Origin of the sequence: Catenulispora sp. GP43, from assembly GCF_041260665.1 — a bacterium.
Taxonomy (GTDB): domain Bacteria; phylum Actinomycetota; class Actinomycetes; order Streptomycetales; family Catenulisporaceae; genus Catenulispora.
This window is the reverse complement of sequence record NZ_JBGCCT010000017.1, coordinates 145,544-159,205: the sequence shown is the minus strand read 5'-3', so window position 1 is coordinate 159,205 and position 13,662 is coordinate 145,544. Positions and strand designations below refer to the sequence as shown.

The 13,662-nt window shown below is 69.2% G+C and carries 12 protein-coding genes, 1 pseudogene and 2 riboswitches; of the genes and pseudogenes, 6 read left to right on the top strand and 7 right to left on the bottom strand.

What is annotated here, in order from left to right; all coding sequences use genetic code 11:
* Positions 1-26 precede the first annotated feature (26 nt).
* A complete protein-coding gene (locus tag ABH926_RS30730; RefSeq protein WP_370369369.1) occupies positions 27-1,412 on the top strand; it encodes a mycothione reductase in 1,386 nt (461 codons plus the stop codon).
* Between the two features lie 36 nt (positions 1,413-1,448).
* On the opposite strand, the gene ABH926_RS30725 is transcribed toward ABH926_RS30730, so the two are convergent.
* Positions 1,449-1,898 carry a hypothetical protein gene (locus ABH926_RS30725; protein WP_370369368.1) on the bottom strand — a complete coding sequence of 150 codons (450 nt, stop codon included), beginning with the start codon at positions 1,896-1,898 and terminating at the stop codon, positions 1,449-1,451.
* 425 nt (positions 1,899-2,323) lie between these two features.
* On the opposite strand from ABH926_RS30725, the gene ABH926_RS30720 reads away from it, so the two are divergent.
* Both ABH926_RS30720 and ABH926_RS30715 read left to right on the top strand, forming a co-directional pair.
* Positions 2,324-2,908, top strand: coding sequence for a hemerythrin domain-containing protein (locus ABH926_RS30720; RefSeq protein WP_370369367.1), 585 nt, complete (start codon positions 2,324-2,326; stop codon positions 2,906-2,908).
* 60 nt (positions 2,909-2,968) lie between these two features.
* Entirely contained in the window at positions 2,969-3,637 is a 669-nt protein-coding gene (locus ABH926_RS30715; RefSeq protein ID WP_370369366.1) for a DUF1345 domain-containing protein, read from the top strand.
* 23 nt (positions 3,638-3,660) lie between these two features.
* On the opposite strand, the gene ABH926_RS30710 is transcribed toward ABH926_RS30715, so the two are convergent.
* From ABH926_RS30710 to ABH926_RS30685, 6 genes and pseudogenes are all read right to left on the bottom strand, one after another.
* Positions 3,661-3,858, bottom strand: coding sequence for a hypothetical protein (locus ABH926_RS30710; RefSeq protein WP_370369365.1), 198 nt, complete (start codon positions 3,856-3,858; stop codon positions 3,661-3,663).
* Between the two features lie 359 nt (positions 3,859-4,217).
* Positions 4,218-4,943, bottom strand: a complete 726-nt coding sequence (locus tag ABH926_RS30705) for a GAF and ANTAR domain-containing protein (RefSeq protein WP_370369364.1) — start codon at positions 4,941-4,943, stop codon at positions 4,218-4,220.
* A 70-nt stretch (positions 4,944-5,013) separates the two neighbouring features.
* Positions 5,014-5,709, bottom strand: coding sequence for an ANTAR domain-containing protein (locus ABH926_RS30700; RefSeq protein WP_370369363.1), 696 nt, complete (start codon positions 5,707-5,709; stop codon positions 5,014-5,016).
* A 285-nt stretch (positions 5,710-5,994) separates the two neighbouring features.
* Positions 5,995-6,168 (bottom strand): annotated as a pseudogene (locus ABH926_RS30695) (MgtC/SapB family protein); the annotation flags it as partial.
* A gap of 85 nt (positions 6,169-6,253) precedes the next feature.
* On the bottom strand, positions 6,254-7,891 hold the full coding sequence (locus ABH926_RS30690; RefSeq protein ID WP_370369362.1) for an NRAMP family divalent metal transporter: 1,638 nt from the start codon (positions 7,889-7,891) through the stop codon (positions 6,254-6,256).
* A gap of 277 nt (positions 7,892-8,168) precedes the next feature.
* Positions 8,169-8,358: riboswitch (M-box (ykoK) riboswitch) on the bottom strand.
* Between the two features lie 85 nt (positions 8,359-8,443).
* Complete coding sequence (locus ABH926_RS30685) at positions 8,444-9,811, bottom strand: DUF3533 domain-containing protein (protein WP_370369361.1); 1,368 nt, start codon at positions 9,809-9,811, stop codon at positions 8,444-8,446.
* 573 nt (positions 9,812-10,384) lie between these two features.
* Between ABH926_RS30685 and ABH926_RS30680 the strand changes: the two genes are divergently transcribed.
* From ABH926_RS30680 to glyA, 3 genes are all read left to right on the top strand, one after another.
* Entirely contained in the window at positions 10,385-10,948 is a 564-nt protein-coding gene (locus ABH926_RS30680; RefSeq protein WP_370369360.1) for a hypothetical protein, read from the top strand.
* Positions 10,949-11,485: 537 nt separating this feature from the next.
* A riboswitch (glycine riboswitch) is annotated at positions 11,486-11,580 on the top strand.
* A 147-nt stretch (positions 11,581-11,727) separates the two neighbouring features.
* Positions 11,728-12,102 carry a glycine cleavage system protein GcvH gene (gcvH, locus tag ABH926_RS30675; protein ID WP_370369359.1) on the top strand — a complete coding sequence of 125 codons (375 nt, stop codon included), beginning with the start codon at positions 11,728-11,730 and terminating at the stop codon, positions 12,100-12,102.
* A gap of 3 nt (positions 12,103-12,105) precedes the next feature.
* Positions 12,106-13,401: a serine hydroxymethyltransferase gene (gene glyA / locus ABH926_RS30670; RefSeq protein ID WP_370369358.1), complete on the top strand. Its 1,296-nt coding sequence runs from the start codon at positions 12,106-12,108 to the stop codon at positions 13,399-13,401.
* The last annotated feature ends 261 nt before the right edge of the window (positions 13,402-13,662 follow it).

The window sequence follows — 13,662 nt, the reverse complement described above, 5'->3', positions numbered from 1 at the left end:
CGGCTGCGGGAGGCGATGATGGGACGATGAGGCACTTCGATCTGGTCGTGATCGGCAGCGGATCCGGCGACTCCGTCGTGGCGGGCCGTCCCCGGGGCTGGAAGGTCGCGCTCGTCGACGATGCGGCTGTCGGGTTCGGCGGCACCTGTCTGAACGTCGGCTGCATCCCGTCGAAGATGTTCGTGTACACCGCGGACCTGGCTGAGGAGGCCGGCGAGGCGAAGGCGTTCGGGCTGGACATCCCCACTCCGGCAGTGCGTTGGCAGGACATCAGGAACCGCGTCTTCGACCGCGTCGACAGGCATTCGGCCGACGGGCTGCACCACCGCCGCGCCGGTGGCCCGGATCTCGCCCTGTTCGAAGGGGAAGCCCGCTTCACCGGCCCGAAGACACTGCAGGTCGGCGGCGGTGAGACGATCAGCGCCGACCGGTTCGTCATCGCCGCCGGATCGCGGCCGATCGTGCCCGACGTGCCGGGTCTTCCCGAGGCCGGGTTCCTGACGAACCAGACCGTCATGCGGCTGGACAAGCTCCCGGAACGGATGGTCATCCTGGGAGCGGGCGCGATCGCGGCGGAGTTCGCGCACGTCTTCTCAGCCCTCGGCGTGCACATCACGGTGATCGCCCGATCCGGCGGCATGCTGACCCGGGAAGACACGGACGTCTCGCGGCTGTTCACCGACCTCGCGCGCCGGAAGTGGGATCTCCGGGAGCGAAGGGAAGCCACCAGGGTCGAGCGCGACGGCGCGACCGTTCGGGTTCACCTGCGCGGTCCGGACGGCGCCGAGATCGTCGAGGGCGAGGAACTCCTCGTCGCCGTCGGACGGCGCTCCAACGCCGACCGCCTGAACCTGCCCGCAGCCGGTGTCGCGACGCATCCCGACGGCCGGATCGCCGTGGACCGCCGGCAGCGGACGAACGTGCCCGGCATCTTCGCGCTCGGCGACGTGAGTTCGGAGTATCAGCTCAAGCACGTCGCCAACCACGAGGCCCGGGTGGTGGCGCACAACCTGGTACGTCCCGACGCTCCGATCGAGGCCGACCACCGCTTCGTCCCGCACGCCGTCTTCACCTCGCCGCAGATCGCCTCGGTCGGGCTGACCGAACAGCGGGCCCGCGCCGACGGTGTCCCATACGTGGTCGGAAGGCGCGACTACGCGGGGATCGCCTACGGCTGGGCGATGAACGACCCGGAGGGCTTCGCGAAGATCCTTGCCGATCCACGGACCGGACGGCTTCTCGGCGCGCACATCATCGGCCCGCAGGCCTCGGTGCTGATCCAGCCGCTGATCCAGGCGATGAGTCTGGGGCAGGACGCCCTCAGCGTGGCGCGCGGCCAGTACTGGATCCACCCCGCGATGTCAGAGCTCGTGGAGAACACTCTGCTCGATCTTCCGCCGCGAACCGGCTGACGACGGGGCGCTGGTCCCCGCCGCGACGCGCCGCGGTCACAGCCGGCGGGCCGTCGTGAGTCGCATGAGCGAGGACACGACATGCTGGGAAAGCCAGCCGAGAGCGAGCAGGGACCGCACCGCTCGTCTGGCTCCCGGCACGGCCGCGGATTCGTCGGGCCTGCCCGGCACGCGCTCGCGACCGGCGTATCCGTCGACGTCCAGGCCGCCGGCTCGGCCATACGCCATACCGAACTCCCGCTCCAGCGCTTCACGAGCCTGCCCGTGGGCGCGCGCCGTGATGCGGGCACCGACAAGCCTTTCTTCCAGATCGATATAGGCCACGGCGATCGCCTCGGGATCGCGTTCGAGAAGGGCGGCGGCCAGATTCCGCCGCGCGGTGTCGCAGCGGACTGAGGCGGCTCGCATCTGGGCGCCGGTGTAGTCGCACTCACCGCGTAGCGTCCGAAGCCAGGCGTCGCGCGTGATGCCTTCGGCGTGCGCCACGACGCCGTCGGCGGAACCCGGAGACGGCGCCGGGGCTCCGGTCGCCCGGATCGCCGACCCGCGCGAACCCCCGCGGCGCTGATGATGTCTGCGTGGGAACGTGCCCATGGATTCCCCCAAGCGCTGTCTTCGACTGAGCTGGGGTGTCGACTGACGCGCACGGGTACGGAGGAGGGCCCGCTGTCAGGTTCCGGACGGGTGCCTCGCACGAACGCAGTCCACACCGAGGAGCACGGCGCCGGGGGCTGGGGCGTCGCGGAAGTTGCCGCCAGTATAGCGCGGCGCCTGTCGTGGGGGAGCCCTCTGACATCATGGTTTTCCGAGCGGTGCGGTCGGTGACAAGGTTGTTTACTCTCAGGCGGGCAGGGCAGCAGGGGGTTCCGCGGGTCAATCTCGCGACCGCGCACAGCCGCATCGGAGCCGCCATGTCAACGACCGAGGACACCCCCGACATCATCGCGGTGCTCAGAGACGACCACGAACGTGTCGCGGAGCTGTTCGAGAAGGTCCAGGACCATGCCCGTTTCCGCCACCGCCGCAAGGAACTCGCCGACCAGGTCGTCATCGAGCTGGTCCGGCACATGGTGGCCGAGGAACAGCACGTCTACCCGATCGTCCGCGACGCCGTCGACGGACGATCGGTGGTCGACCATGCGCTGACCGCGGACGCCGCGGCCGAAGCGCTTATGAGGCGGCTCGAACCTCTCGAACCGACCGACGAGGTCTTCGACCAGGTGTTCATCAAGCTGATGGCCGCCACGCGTTCCCATGTGGCCGACGAGGAGGCGCGGCTGTTCCCGTGTCTGGCCGCGGCCTTTCCTCCGGCGGAGTTGTGTGAACTGGGGGAGAAGGTTCGAGCCGGCACGTCGGTCAGACCGACTCGTCCGTACCCGTCGGCCCCCACGCCGCCGCCGGGCGGACTGCTCGTCGGGCCGGTACTGGGTCTGGTCGACCGTGTCCGCGACGCCTTGGCGCCCTCCGTCGTCCGTACCGACGAAGGAAGCCACTGATGGCCGATACCGGGCCCGACATGCCCCGATCCGGTCCGGACCTCTGCGAACCTGGACCCTGTGCATTCGGATCCTGAGAACAGCCGAGGGACCCGCGGGGCCTTCAGCTCGGCCCGGACGAAGCTGCTGATCTCCGTTGCCGCGGCGGCCGCGGCGGGTGTGGCCACGGCGTTGCTGGGAGCCGGCCGCGCCGCGCCCCTGATCGGGTGGGACGTGCTGGCGGTCGTGTTCTGCGGGTGGGTGTGGTCCACGGTATGGAGCCTGGACGCCGACAGCACAGCGGGACACGCCCAGCGGGAGGACCCCAGCCGGGATCTGGCCGACCTGGCTCTGCTCGGCGCCGCGGTCGCCAGTCTGGTCGCGGTCGGGGTCGTGCTGTTCGGGGCCGGCCACGCGAACGGGAACGCCAAGTACGTGCAGGCCGCTCTGGCGCTGGTGTCGGTCTTCGTGTCCTGGACGCTCGTCCACACAGTGTTCACCTTGAAGTACGCGCGGCTGTACTACTCCGGCCGGGTCGGCGGAATCGACTTCAACGAACCCGGTGCCCCGCAGTACAGCGACTTCGCCTACTTGGCCTTCACCATCGGCATGACGTTCCAGGTCTCCGACACGAACATCGAGTCCAAGGAGATCCGGCGCACGGCGCTGCGGCACGCCTGGCTCTCGTTCCCGCTGGGCGCCGTGATCATCGCGACGTCGATCAACCTGGTGTCCGGACTGGCGAAGTGAACCGGGCGTATGCCGGCGCGTTCTCAGATTCCTTGGTCAGAGGATTGTCGAACGAGACCGGACCCCGCGACGCGGATGAGGGCTTCAGACAGCAAGGCCGCTGCGTCCTGCTTCGGCAGCTCCAGCGCGAACGCCAGTGCTCCGAGCGACAGCCGGCCGTAGTAGCTCAGGAGAATCGCGTCTCGCTGTGGTTCGGGAAGGGCGAGCAGCGCCTGGCTCACATGTGAGCAATGACATCAGGACCTCCCGCGGATACGACACTTGGCGGATGGCGCGCGACGGCTGCGATTCAACCCGGTCGATATCCTGTGCCTGACGGCGAGAACACCCGGGAGGCGTGAGACCCTGCCTGCGCAGTTCGCTGATGAACGTGCCCGCTCGGGCTCGGCGTAGCGGCGCCAGTTCGAGGCGCCGGGGTCTGGGACGCTCGGGGGACTACGTAGAAACCTACACCCATGGATACGACGCCGAGTGAGGTCGACGTCGCCGGCGGCCTTCAGCCTGGGCAGAGCGCGACCCTGGCAGGCCGAACGCGACCCACGGTGCTGCCCGTTTTTCGCCGCGGCGAAGACCTGGCAGATCAGGTCGTGCCCAGAAGTTCGGTGTCGGTCGAGGTTCCGTTCGCGACGGCCCGCGCCAGGTCCGACAGGCGCACGTTGCGGCTTCGGGCGTGCCCGCGCATCAGCGTGAACGCCTCGTCCACGCTGATGCCGCGCCGCTCGGCCAGTACGCCCTTGGCCTGTTCGATCGCGATGCGGCTGGTCAGTGCGTACTGCAGCTGCTCGGCGAGCAGGTCGGCGTGCCGGAAGCTGCGATGGGCCAGGATGGCGACGGTGGCCACGTCGGCCAGGGCCTGGCCGGTGCGTACGTCCGGTTCCGACAGGGCGTCGGGCCGTTCACAGAACAGGTTGAGCGTCCCGATGACCTGCTCGCGCAGCCGCAGTGGCAGCGCGTGCGCCGAGACGAACCCGGTGGCGCCGGCGGCCTCGGCGAACCGGGGCCAGCGTACGGCGCTGGCCTGCAGGTCGACGTTCACCACCGGGCGGCCGGTGGTGAAGGCCTCGATGCACGGCCCGACCTCGGATTGCAGCTCGAACAGCTCCAACAGCCGCGCGTTCTCCGTGGAGGACGCCGCGGCGTGCAGCACCTTGGCCGCGTCGGCCAGCATGATGCCGGCGGCGTCCACGTCCAGGATGTCCACGCAGCGTTCAGCCAGCGTGTGCAGGAAGTCGATGACGTCGAAGCCCTCCACCAGCGTGTCCGCGGTGTCGACGAACGCCTCGGCGAGTAGCCGTTCGCGCGTCATGTCCATTCCTCCAAAAATACGACCAGCGGCCTTGTCAGGGGTACAGCCCGAGCGGTGGAAGACGATGGAGCTAGGACTCGTTGAAGCGCAGTTTGCGGGCCACGACGTCGGCGGCGACATCGGCGATGGGACGGTCCTGGCCGTAGGAATAGGCACGCAGCCGGACCAGCGCCTCGGCCAGTCCGACACCGAGCTGCACGCTGATCATCCCGGTTGCCTGGTGGACCTGGGCCCGGTAGGTCTCCGGCGCCGCCCACCCCGCGGGGACCACGCCGTCCTGAACACCGTCCCGGACCGACCGGCGCTCGATCAGCACCACCGTGATCGCACTGGCCAGGCTCAAAGCATCGGTGTACGCACCGTCGGCCAACGGGCCCTGGACCGCGCGGTGCGCCAGCATCGTGCCGACGCTCATCGCCCCGATGGACAGCGGGAACGCGAACACCGCGCGCACGCCCAACGCCCCGGCGGCCGGGCTGAACGCCGGCCAGCGCGACTCGGCGGCCAGCAGGTCCGGGGCCAGCACCGGCAGGCCGGTGGCGGCGCAATCGGTGCCCGGGCCCTGCCCGAGGGTGAACTGCAAGTGGTCCACCTGCGCGCTGACGGCACCGCTGCCCCAGGCCAGGACACTGCCCGAAGGACCGGTGCCGATCCCGGCGGTGACCCCGTCGACGCCCAGCGCCTCGGCGGCGGCCGCGGCAGCGGCACGGTCGTCCCCGGGGGACTGGCCGGTGTTCCGGTCCAGCATCGCCAGAACCGTCGTCATGCGAGCGCTGACCATGCGGATGTCGCCCTTCGTCGCCCGAAACGATAGCGGCTCCGCGAGGTCCGGGCAGCGACCGACCGTCTGAACGGGCCCTGATGGTGTGGTTCACGGGCTGTCTCTGCCAGCGCCCGAACCCGGGCCCGCGTTGCTTGGGCGAGTGAATTCTCTAGTTCCACCCTACCCAAAGAAAATCGGCACATGAGGAGAGCGCTCCTACTCCGCCATGGCGCGGTAGACGCCGGGCAGTTCCTGGTCCGCGTCGTCGTCGTGCGTGGAGTGGATGCCGCGCAGGATCACGCCGCCGCCGAGGAACCCGATGCCCGAGACGACGTAGGCCACGACCTGGGTGGCGTTGGCGGAGTCGACCGTGGCCGAGTACAGCACGAACAGCGTGGCGCCGGCGGCGACCAGGGCGTTGGTGCGCAGCCCGGCCATCCGGGCGCGCCAGGGCTGCCCGAGCCGTGGGCCGGCCGGCGCTCGGCCGGTGCTCGGTCGGTGCTCGGCCGGTCATCGGTCGGTACGGGTTCAGGCGGTGGTCAGTGGTTCAGTGGCCGAGCATCATTTCGACGAGCTTCCACACCACCAGCACCATCGCTACCAACAGGTACAGCCGCAGTGCGGCCATCCCGACGCGGCGCGTCGCCGAGAACTTCAACTGGCCGAGCTCGGCCAGCGGCGGCATCCGCCAGTCGTCGCGGCCGGAGCGGTCGATGGACTCCGCGGCGAAGTCCGGCGCGCGGCGGGCCCGCAGTGCCTTGGCGCCGAGGAAGGCCGCACCGAGCAGTCCGCCGATCGCGCAGCCGATCAGGATCCCGGAGATCTGCCCGGTGGAGATGTCCGGCTTGACGACCGAGGCGGTCAGCACGATCGACAGCGCCACCAGCACGCCGATCACCGTGGCGGTGAAGGCGGTGGTCTTCTTGCCGTTGACCCAGGGGCCGAGGACTTCCTTGTCGACGCACAACAGAAGCAGGAACACCGTGGCCGAGGGCAGCAGCACGCCGGCCAGCGCCTGGACACCGGAGGTGAGGACGCCGAGCACGTGGTCGGAGGCGGTCATCACGATCGCCGCGGCCAGCGCGACGACGCCGGCGTAGACCGCGTAGAAGCCCTTGGCCTGCTTCACGCCGCGGTGCAGCGAGTGGTTGATCTTGAAGACGTCGCCGATCGCGTAGGCGGTGGACAGCGACACCGCGAACGCGCCGATGATCGAGGCGTCCAGCAGCGCGACCGCGAACAGGTCGCCCAGGACCCGGCCGCCGTAGTTCTGAAGCGCGGTCGCGATCGAGCCCGCGTCGGTGAAGCCGCCGGTGGACCCGGCGAACGCCACCGCGCCGATGCCCATGATCGCGGCGGCGCCGATGACCACGATGACGATGCCGATCCACAGGTCGGCCTTCTCGTACTTCATGAAGCGCGGGGTGATGCGCTTGTCGATGACGTAGCTCTGCTGGAAGAACAGCTGCCAGGGCGCGACGGTGGTGCCGACGATGCCGATGATCAGCAGCATCAGCGGGGCCATGCCGCCCGCGCCGCCGGGCAGGGACGGACGCACGAAGCCGTGTGCCATCGTGCCGACGGCCGGGTGCGCGGCGATCGAGATCGGGATGAGCAGCAGCGAGCCCAGGCACAGCACCACCGCGAGCCGCTCGAACCGGCGGAACGACCCGGTCATCGCCGCCGAGGCGATCACCACAGCGGCCAGCGCCACCGACGGTGCCTTCGGCAGGCCCAGGTAGCCGGTGGCCAACGTGATGCCGATGAACTCGGTCACCAAGGTGAGGGCGTTGAGCAGGAACAGGTCGATGACGGAGAACGCGCCCCAGAACTTCCCGAAGCGCTCGAAGATGAGCCGGGCGTGTCCGACGCCGGTGACGGCGCCCAGGCGCAGCACCATCTCCTGGTTCACGTACAGGACCGGGACCAGCAGGAGCAGCGTCCACAACAGCTTGGTGCCGTAGTCGTGCCCGGCCTGGCCGTAGGTGGCGAACGCGCCGGCGTCGTTGTCGCCGACCATCACGATCAGCCCCGGGCCGACGATCGCCAGCAGGGTCTTGAGCTTGGCCGACAGTCCGCGGCGGGCCCCGTGGTCGTCGAGCTTGATGGTGCCGAAGGCGCCCTTGATGTCGCCGACGTGCGCGTCGTCGAGTACCGCTGAGCGGTGCAGTGTTGCCGTGGTCATGATGGTCCCTCCCGGTCCCGGCGTGCGGGATTCTGATCTGGGAGGCGCGCAGCAGTCATCCGCCCTGCGCGAACAGCGCAGGATCGAACAGGCGATCGTGCGGTGATCGCTTCGGGGCGGGTGGGGCTACCGCGTGCCGGAAGAAGGCGTGCAGGCGCGGATGGGGGGCCTAGAGTGGCCCGGACTGGAACTATCCATTGCTGTCGCCTCCTTGCGGCCAGGGCACACGCGGGTGCCGATCGGTCGGGCAAGGGGGATTCGCGGCACGCAGCGCCGCTGAACACCCCTTCTCGTCAGAGCTTTGGCACGACACGACGTAGCGGGAAGGGGCTTGGAGGCCCGTCTTTCCGCAGCCACTTGGCCTGTCCCCTTAAGCCGGGGAGAGGTGTCCTGAACCTGGGCGTCTCTCGACGTCGTGGGGTCAGTGGCCTGTGTTCGAGTCGACGCCTCACCGAACGAGGTGTCTCATGAAGAACGATTCATATGATCCGCGCCGATTCGGTGCCTGTCAAACCGGCACCGGCCCAGCAGCCCCTCCCCGCCGGTCCAGCCTCAACTCCCGGCCTCAGCTCCCGCTGCTGTCCCGGTCCCGGTCCCCGCCTCCGGCATCGGCTGCGGCGTCAGCCGCCTCAGCCCCCTGCGGTCGTAGTACTCGGTCATCGCGAAGCCGAAGATCAACGCGAGCACGGCCGCGATGGCGATCATGGTCCACGCCCGGGACAGGCCGGCGTCGGCGCGGGCGTCGAAGTACAGGATGGAGCGCACGCCGCCGCTGAGTTGCCGTACGGGTTCGAAGGCGCCGAGGAAGCGGTAGACGGTCGGCGTCGCCTGCAACGGGACGGTCGCGCCGGAGGAGGGCAGGGCCAAGGCGATGAAGACGAACATCGACACCAGCTGGCCGATGCCGCCGAACGCGGCGTTGATGGCCTGGACGCCGAGACCGACCGCCAGACACGCGCAGTAGGAGAAGATCCAGAGCAGCGGGATGTGCGAGGCGTCCATGCCGAGGACGGCGATGCAGGCCAGCATGACCGTCGAGGTGGTGAGCACCGTGATGCCGGCGGTCATCAACATCTTGAGCAGCAGGGTCTGCGTCCGGTCGATGGGTACCGTCGGGCGGCGGGTGTGCCAGGGGCCGAGCTCACTGTCGGCGTAGCCGAGCGAGGTGTCCACGCCGGAGTTGATCAGGTTGCCGCCGACGAAGCCCGCCAGGACCAGCAGCAGGGTGTAGTAGAACGCGGTCAGTCCCAGGCCGCTGTGCTGGCCGATGGGATGGCCCACCTGCGTGGTCACCGCCACCGGGTCGGCCAGCAGCAGCCGCGTGGTGGAGTCGGAGCCGGGCGCCGCCGCGGTCAGCTGCTTGCCGATGGAGAGCGACGCCTGGTGCGCCGCGGCCTGGTTGATCTGGGACGCGAGCGAAGAGCCCAGACTGCCCAGCCCCGGGTTGGTCAGGACACTGATCGTCGGGTGCACCGTGGCCCGCGTCGTGGTGAGCGCCTCGACCGACACGGTGAAGTCCGCCGGAATCACCAGCGCACCGTAGACCTTCCCCGACGCCAGCATGTCCTGCGCCTCGGCGGCCCCGACCCGCTTCCACTGCACCGAGCTCGACCGCGTCCCGGCGACCACCGCCTGCGCCACCTGCGCGCCCAGGTTCTGCTGCTGCCCCGGCGGCGGCGCACCGGTATCAGCGTCGACCAGCGCGATCGGCAGCCGGTGCAGGTTGCCGTTCGGGTTCAGAACGCCGCCCATGTACAGCAGCGCCAGGAACAACGCGACCAGCGTGGCCAGGACTGAGGGGAACAGCCACAGCTTCGGACGGCGCACCAGCGCGGTGGCTCGGGCGAGGCCGGGCGGCTTGGTCGGGGTCACGCTCGTCACCGTAGTACGTCGCCGCAGGTGAAACGGGGTGCGACACATGCGACACGCAGGACGCGTGCGACATCCACGACGCGTGCGACATCCACGACGTGGTCCCGCCGGGAGCGGGGGCCGCTCAGCCCAGCCCGGCGTTACCCCGACCGCGGCAACGCCCCGAGTCGACCGGCACCGCCGGGGACTGAGTCAAAGCACGTTGGAATCAGGTCGCGGCTGTTGCTGAAGACATGCGACCGCGACTGTCGAAAACTTGGCGTGCTGCCAGCTGGGCGGGGTTCCGGCCCCCCGCTCAGCTGCTCAGAGGTGTGCGGATTCGTGCGGGAAACGTGACTTCACCAGGGCGTCGCAGGCAGTCTGGACCTACCGCTTCCGCCAAGCACGGCGCAAGCGGAGGCGAAGGCAGCCGCCAATTTGTGCTATCAACAGCCTGAGTTACGTACCCCGGACCGGCCCTGGAAACGGGACCTTCCCGACCGCCTCAACCAGCCCAGTCCTGTCGCTTCGCCCAAGACCGACCCAGTCGGCGACTCCACGTCGCCTACCGCACGCGGCAGACCTGTGCAGCCGTCAGAGCCGCCTTTGCCGACGCTCACGCCACCTGAGATGAGGAACATCATGCCTGCATCGATCACACCTGTTCTGCGCCGCACCCTCGCCATGGCCACCGCCACGGCCGCCCTCGCCACAGGCACCGCCCTGGGCGCCGCGAGCACCGCTGGCGCGGCCGCCCCGCGGGCCAGCGCGAGCTGCGGCGACGTCTGGATCGGCGACCACGCCCAATACATGTACCAGGGGGTCTCCGCCGGCTGGGTCGACCAGTACTGGGACTCCTGCAACGACCGCGTCGGGGCCTACTGGACCTGGGACCCGACCTTCCAGGCCCAAAACCAGAGCGCCACGGTCACCCTGTACGTCAGCACCCCGTACGGCCCGCTGCTGCAACAGGTGGCCACTGACACCGCCAGCCAAGGCAACACCGGCGCAGACAGCGAGTGGGCCCACGGTGACACCCCGATCGACCAGCCGGACGCATGGCGCGCGGGCGCGGAGATCAACCACAGCGGCTGCGTCGAGTGGGGCTGGCTCCACTGGTACAACGGCACAAACCTCGACGGTGCCCGCGGCGGCTGCAACGACCCCTACGCCCCGAACTCGCGCGGTAACCAGCCCGGCGACTGATCCTCGCCGCCAGGTAGCGCCCGCCGTTCGCACTGAACCGTCAATCGCCGACCCCGACTCCTGGTGCCCTGCCGGCGGCAGTGACAGCCTGTGTCATCGCCCCGGTATGGGTGGTCAGGTCCTGACCGAGTCGGTGTGACGGTCTGCGCGAACGGAGCGCTTCCGTACGCCGTTTTGCCTGCCAACGCGCTGGCGGAACAACCGTACGTCGAGCTACGACAGAGCTTTCAGGCTGGTGCTGTCGGCGGCGAAGGCGACGGAGCTGGTCGAGCGCTCCCGACCTCGGCAAACGAGCGGATGAATTCCGCAGCTTCGGCGCCCGCTTGCGTTTCCGCCGCGAGGCTCTCCCGCTCTGGCTCGTGCAGCCCGGTATTGAGTTGTCTGGCTGCCGGCGAGTCCAGGGAGAAGGCTCGGGCGGTGACAAGGCCCTGGTTTCAAGAAGTGAGACGTCCTGTTCCACGAGACGGCGCCGTCGGGGATGGACAACGGCTTCCGCGGCGCGTACGGTTCCACACCACAACCGAATATCGGGCCGCACGAGCCAGAGCGGGAGAGCCCCTGTCCATCGGTCAGGGCGCCGAAGGAGCAAACTCCCCGTCAATCTCTCAGGTACCAGTCACCGCTCCAGGCCAGGCCACTCTGGAAAGCAGGCGCATCCGCGCGCCTCGCCCACGGTGAAAGCCGTCGTAACCGACGGCGAAACTCTCAGGCGCCATGACAGAGGGGGAGTTCCCGCCACGCGTCCCCCGACGCGTTCGACGAAACGGAGCTCCGGCGCCATGACGCTTCCGCCTGATCTGCTGTATACCTCCGAACACGAATGGCTCCGCATCGAAGGCGAACACGCCACGATCGGCGTCACCGCCTTCGCGGCCGAAGCCCTCGGCGACATCGTGTATGTGGCGTTGCCCGCCGTGGGCCAGACCGTCGCCGCCGGCACACCCTGCGGCGAGCTGGAGTCCACCAAGTCGGTCAGCGACCTGTACTCTCCCGTCACCGGCGAGGTCATCGAGGTCAACGATGACCTCGCCGCCACACCGGAATCCATCGGCACCGATCCGTACGCACAGGGCTGGCTGTTCCGCGTGCGTGTCGAAGAGCTCGGCGAGACCCTCGACGCCGCCGCGTATGCCGACCTGACCCGGGCGGGCTGATCCATGAACAGCTTCCAGCAGCCACTGGCCGTCGTCGACCCGGACATCGCAGCGGCCGTCGCGGCCGAGCTCGACCGGCAGCGGTCCACGTTGGAGATGATCGCCTCGGAGAACTTCGCGCCGGTCGGCGTCCTCGAGGCACAGGGTTCTGTGCTGACCAACAAGTACGCCGAGGGCTATCCCGGACGCCGCTACTACGGCGGATGCGAGTTCGTCGACGTCGTCGAGCAGCTCGCGATCGACCGAGCCAAGGAGCTGTTCGGCGCCGAACACGCCAACGTCCAGCCGCACTCCGGAGCCCAGGCCAACGCCGCGGCCATGGCCGCGCTGCTCGAGCCGGGCGACACGATCCTGGGCCTGGACCTCGCCCACGGCGGCCATCTGACGCACGGTATGCGGATCAACTTCTCCGGCCGGCTGTATGCCGTCGCGGCCTACCACGTCGATGCGGCGAGCGGACTCGTCGACATGGACGAGGTGGAACGCCTGGCCCTCGCGCACCGCCCGAAGCTGATCATCGCCGGCTGGTCCGCCTACCCGCGCCACCTCGACTTCACCCGCTTCCGGCACATCGCCGACCAGGTCGGCGCAAGGCTGATGGTGGACATGGCGCACTTCGCCGGACTGGTCGCGGCCGGACTGCATCCCGATCCGATTCCCCACGCCGACGTTGTGACCACGACGACGCACAAGACACTCGGCGGGCCCCGCGGGGGAGTCATCTTGTGCCGAGGCGAACTCGCCAAGAAGATCGATTCCGCGGTGTTCCCAGGCCAACAAGGCGGCCCGCTGGAGCACGTGATCGCCGCGAAGGCCGTGGCCTTCAAGATCGCCGCGAGTACCGAATTCCGTGACCGGCAGTCGCGGGCGCTGCGGGGAGCGGCCATCCTCGCCGAGCGGCTGTCAGCCCCAGACTGTGCAGAGGCGGGAATCCGCATAGCCACCGGCGGCACCGACGTCCACCTAGTCCTGGTCGATCTGGTGAACTCGCCGCTCGACGGCCGCCGGGCGGAGGCACGCCTGCACGACGTCGGCGTCACCGTCAACCGCAACGCCGTCCCGTTCGACCCGCGACCACCGATGGTCACCTCCGGCCTGCGCATCGGCACCCCCGCGCTGGCCACCCGCGGCTTCACCGACGAAGACTTCGCTGAAGCCGCCGACATCATCGCCGAAGCTCTCGTCGCCGATGACGGAGCAGCGGAGCTGCAATCTCTGCGAGCCCGTGTACGCCGGCTCGCAGAGCGACACCCGCTCTACGCTGAGCCGATCTCCATCGGCTCAGCTGGATCCGCGTGACGAGCCCCAGCGAGATCTCTGCCTGGAAGCAGCCATCCCCGATCCGACCTGACGGCGCCACGACCGAGCAGGCTGAACGTGCACGGGCGGCCAAGGGTCACGCGCTTCGACGTGGTTGTTTCCCTCGGCGCTGGTCGTGCCTGCGATCGAGGCGGAGAGAATAGGCTCAACGCCTGCGCCGGCGGCTAAACGGCAGCGCTTCCAGCTATCCCGAGCGGTCGAGATGGCCACCGCCATCTCGACCGTAAGGCTCCATGTTAG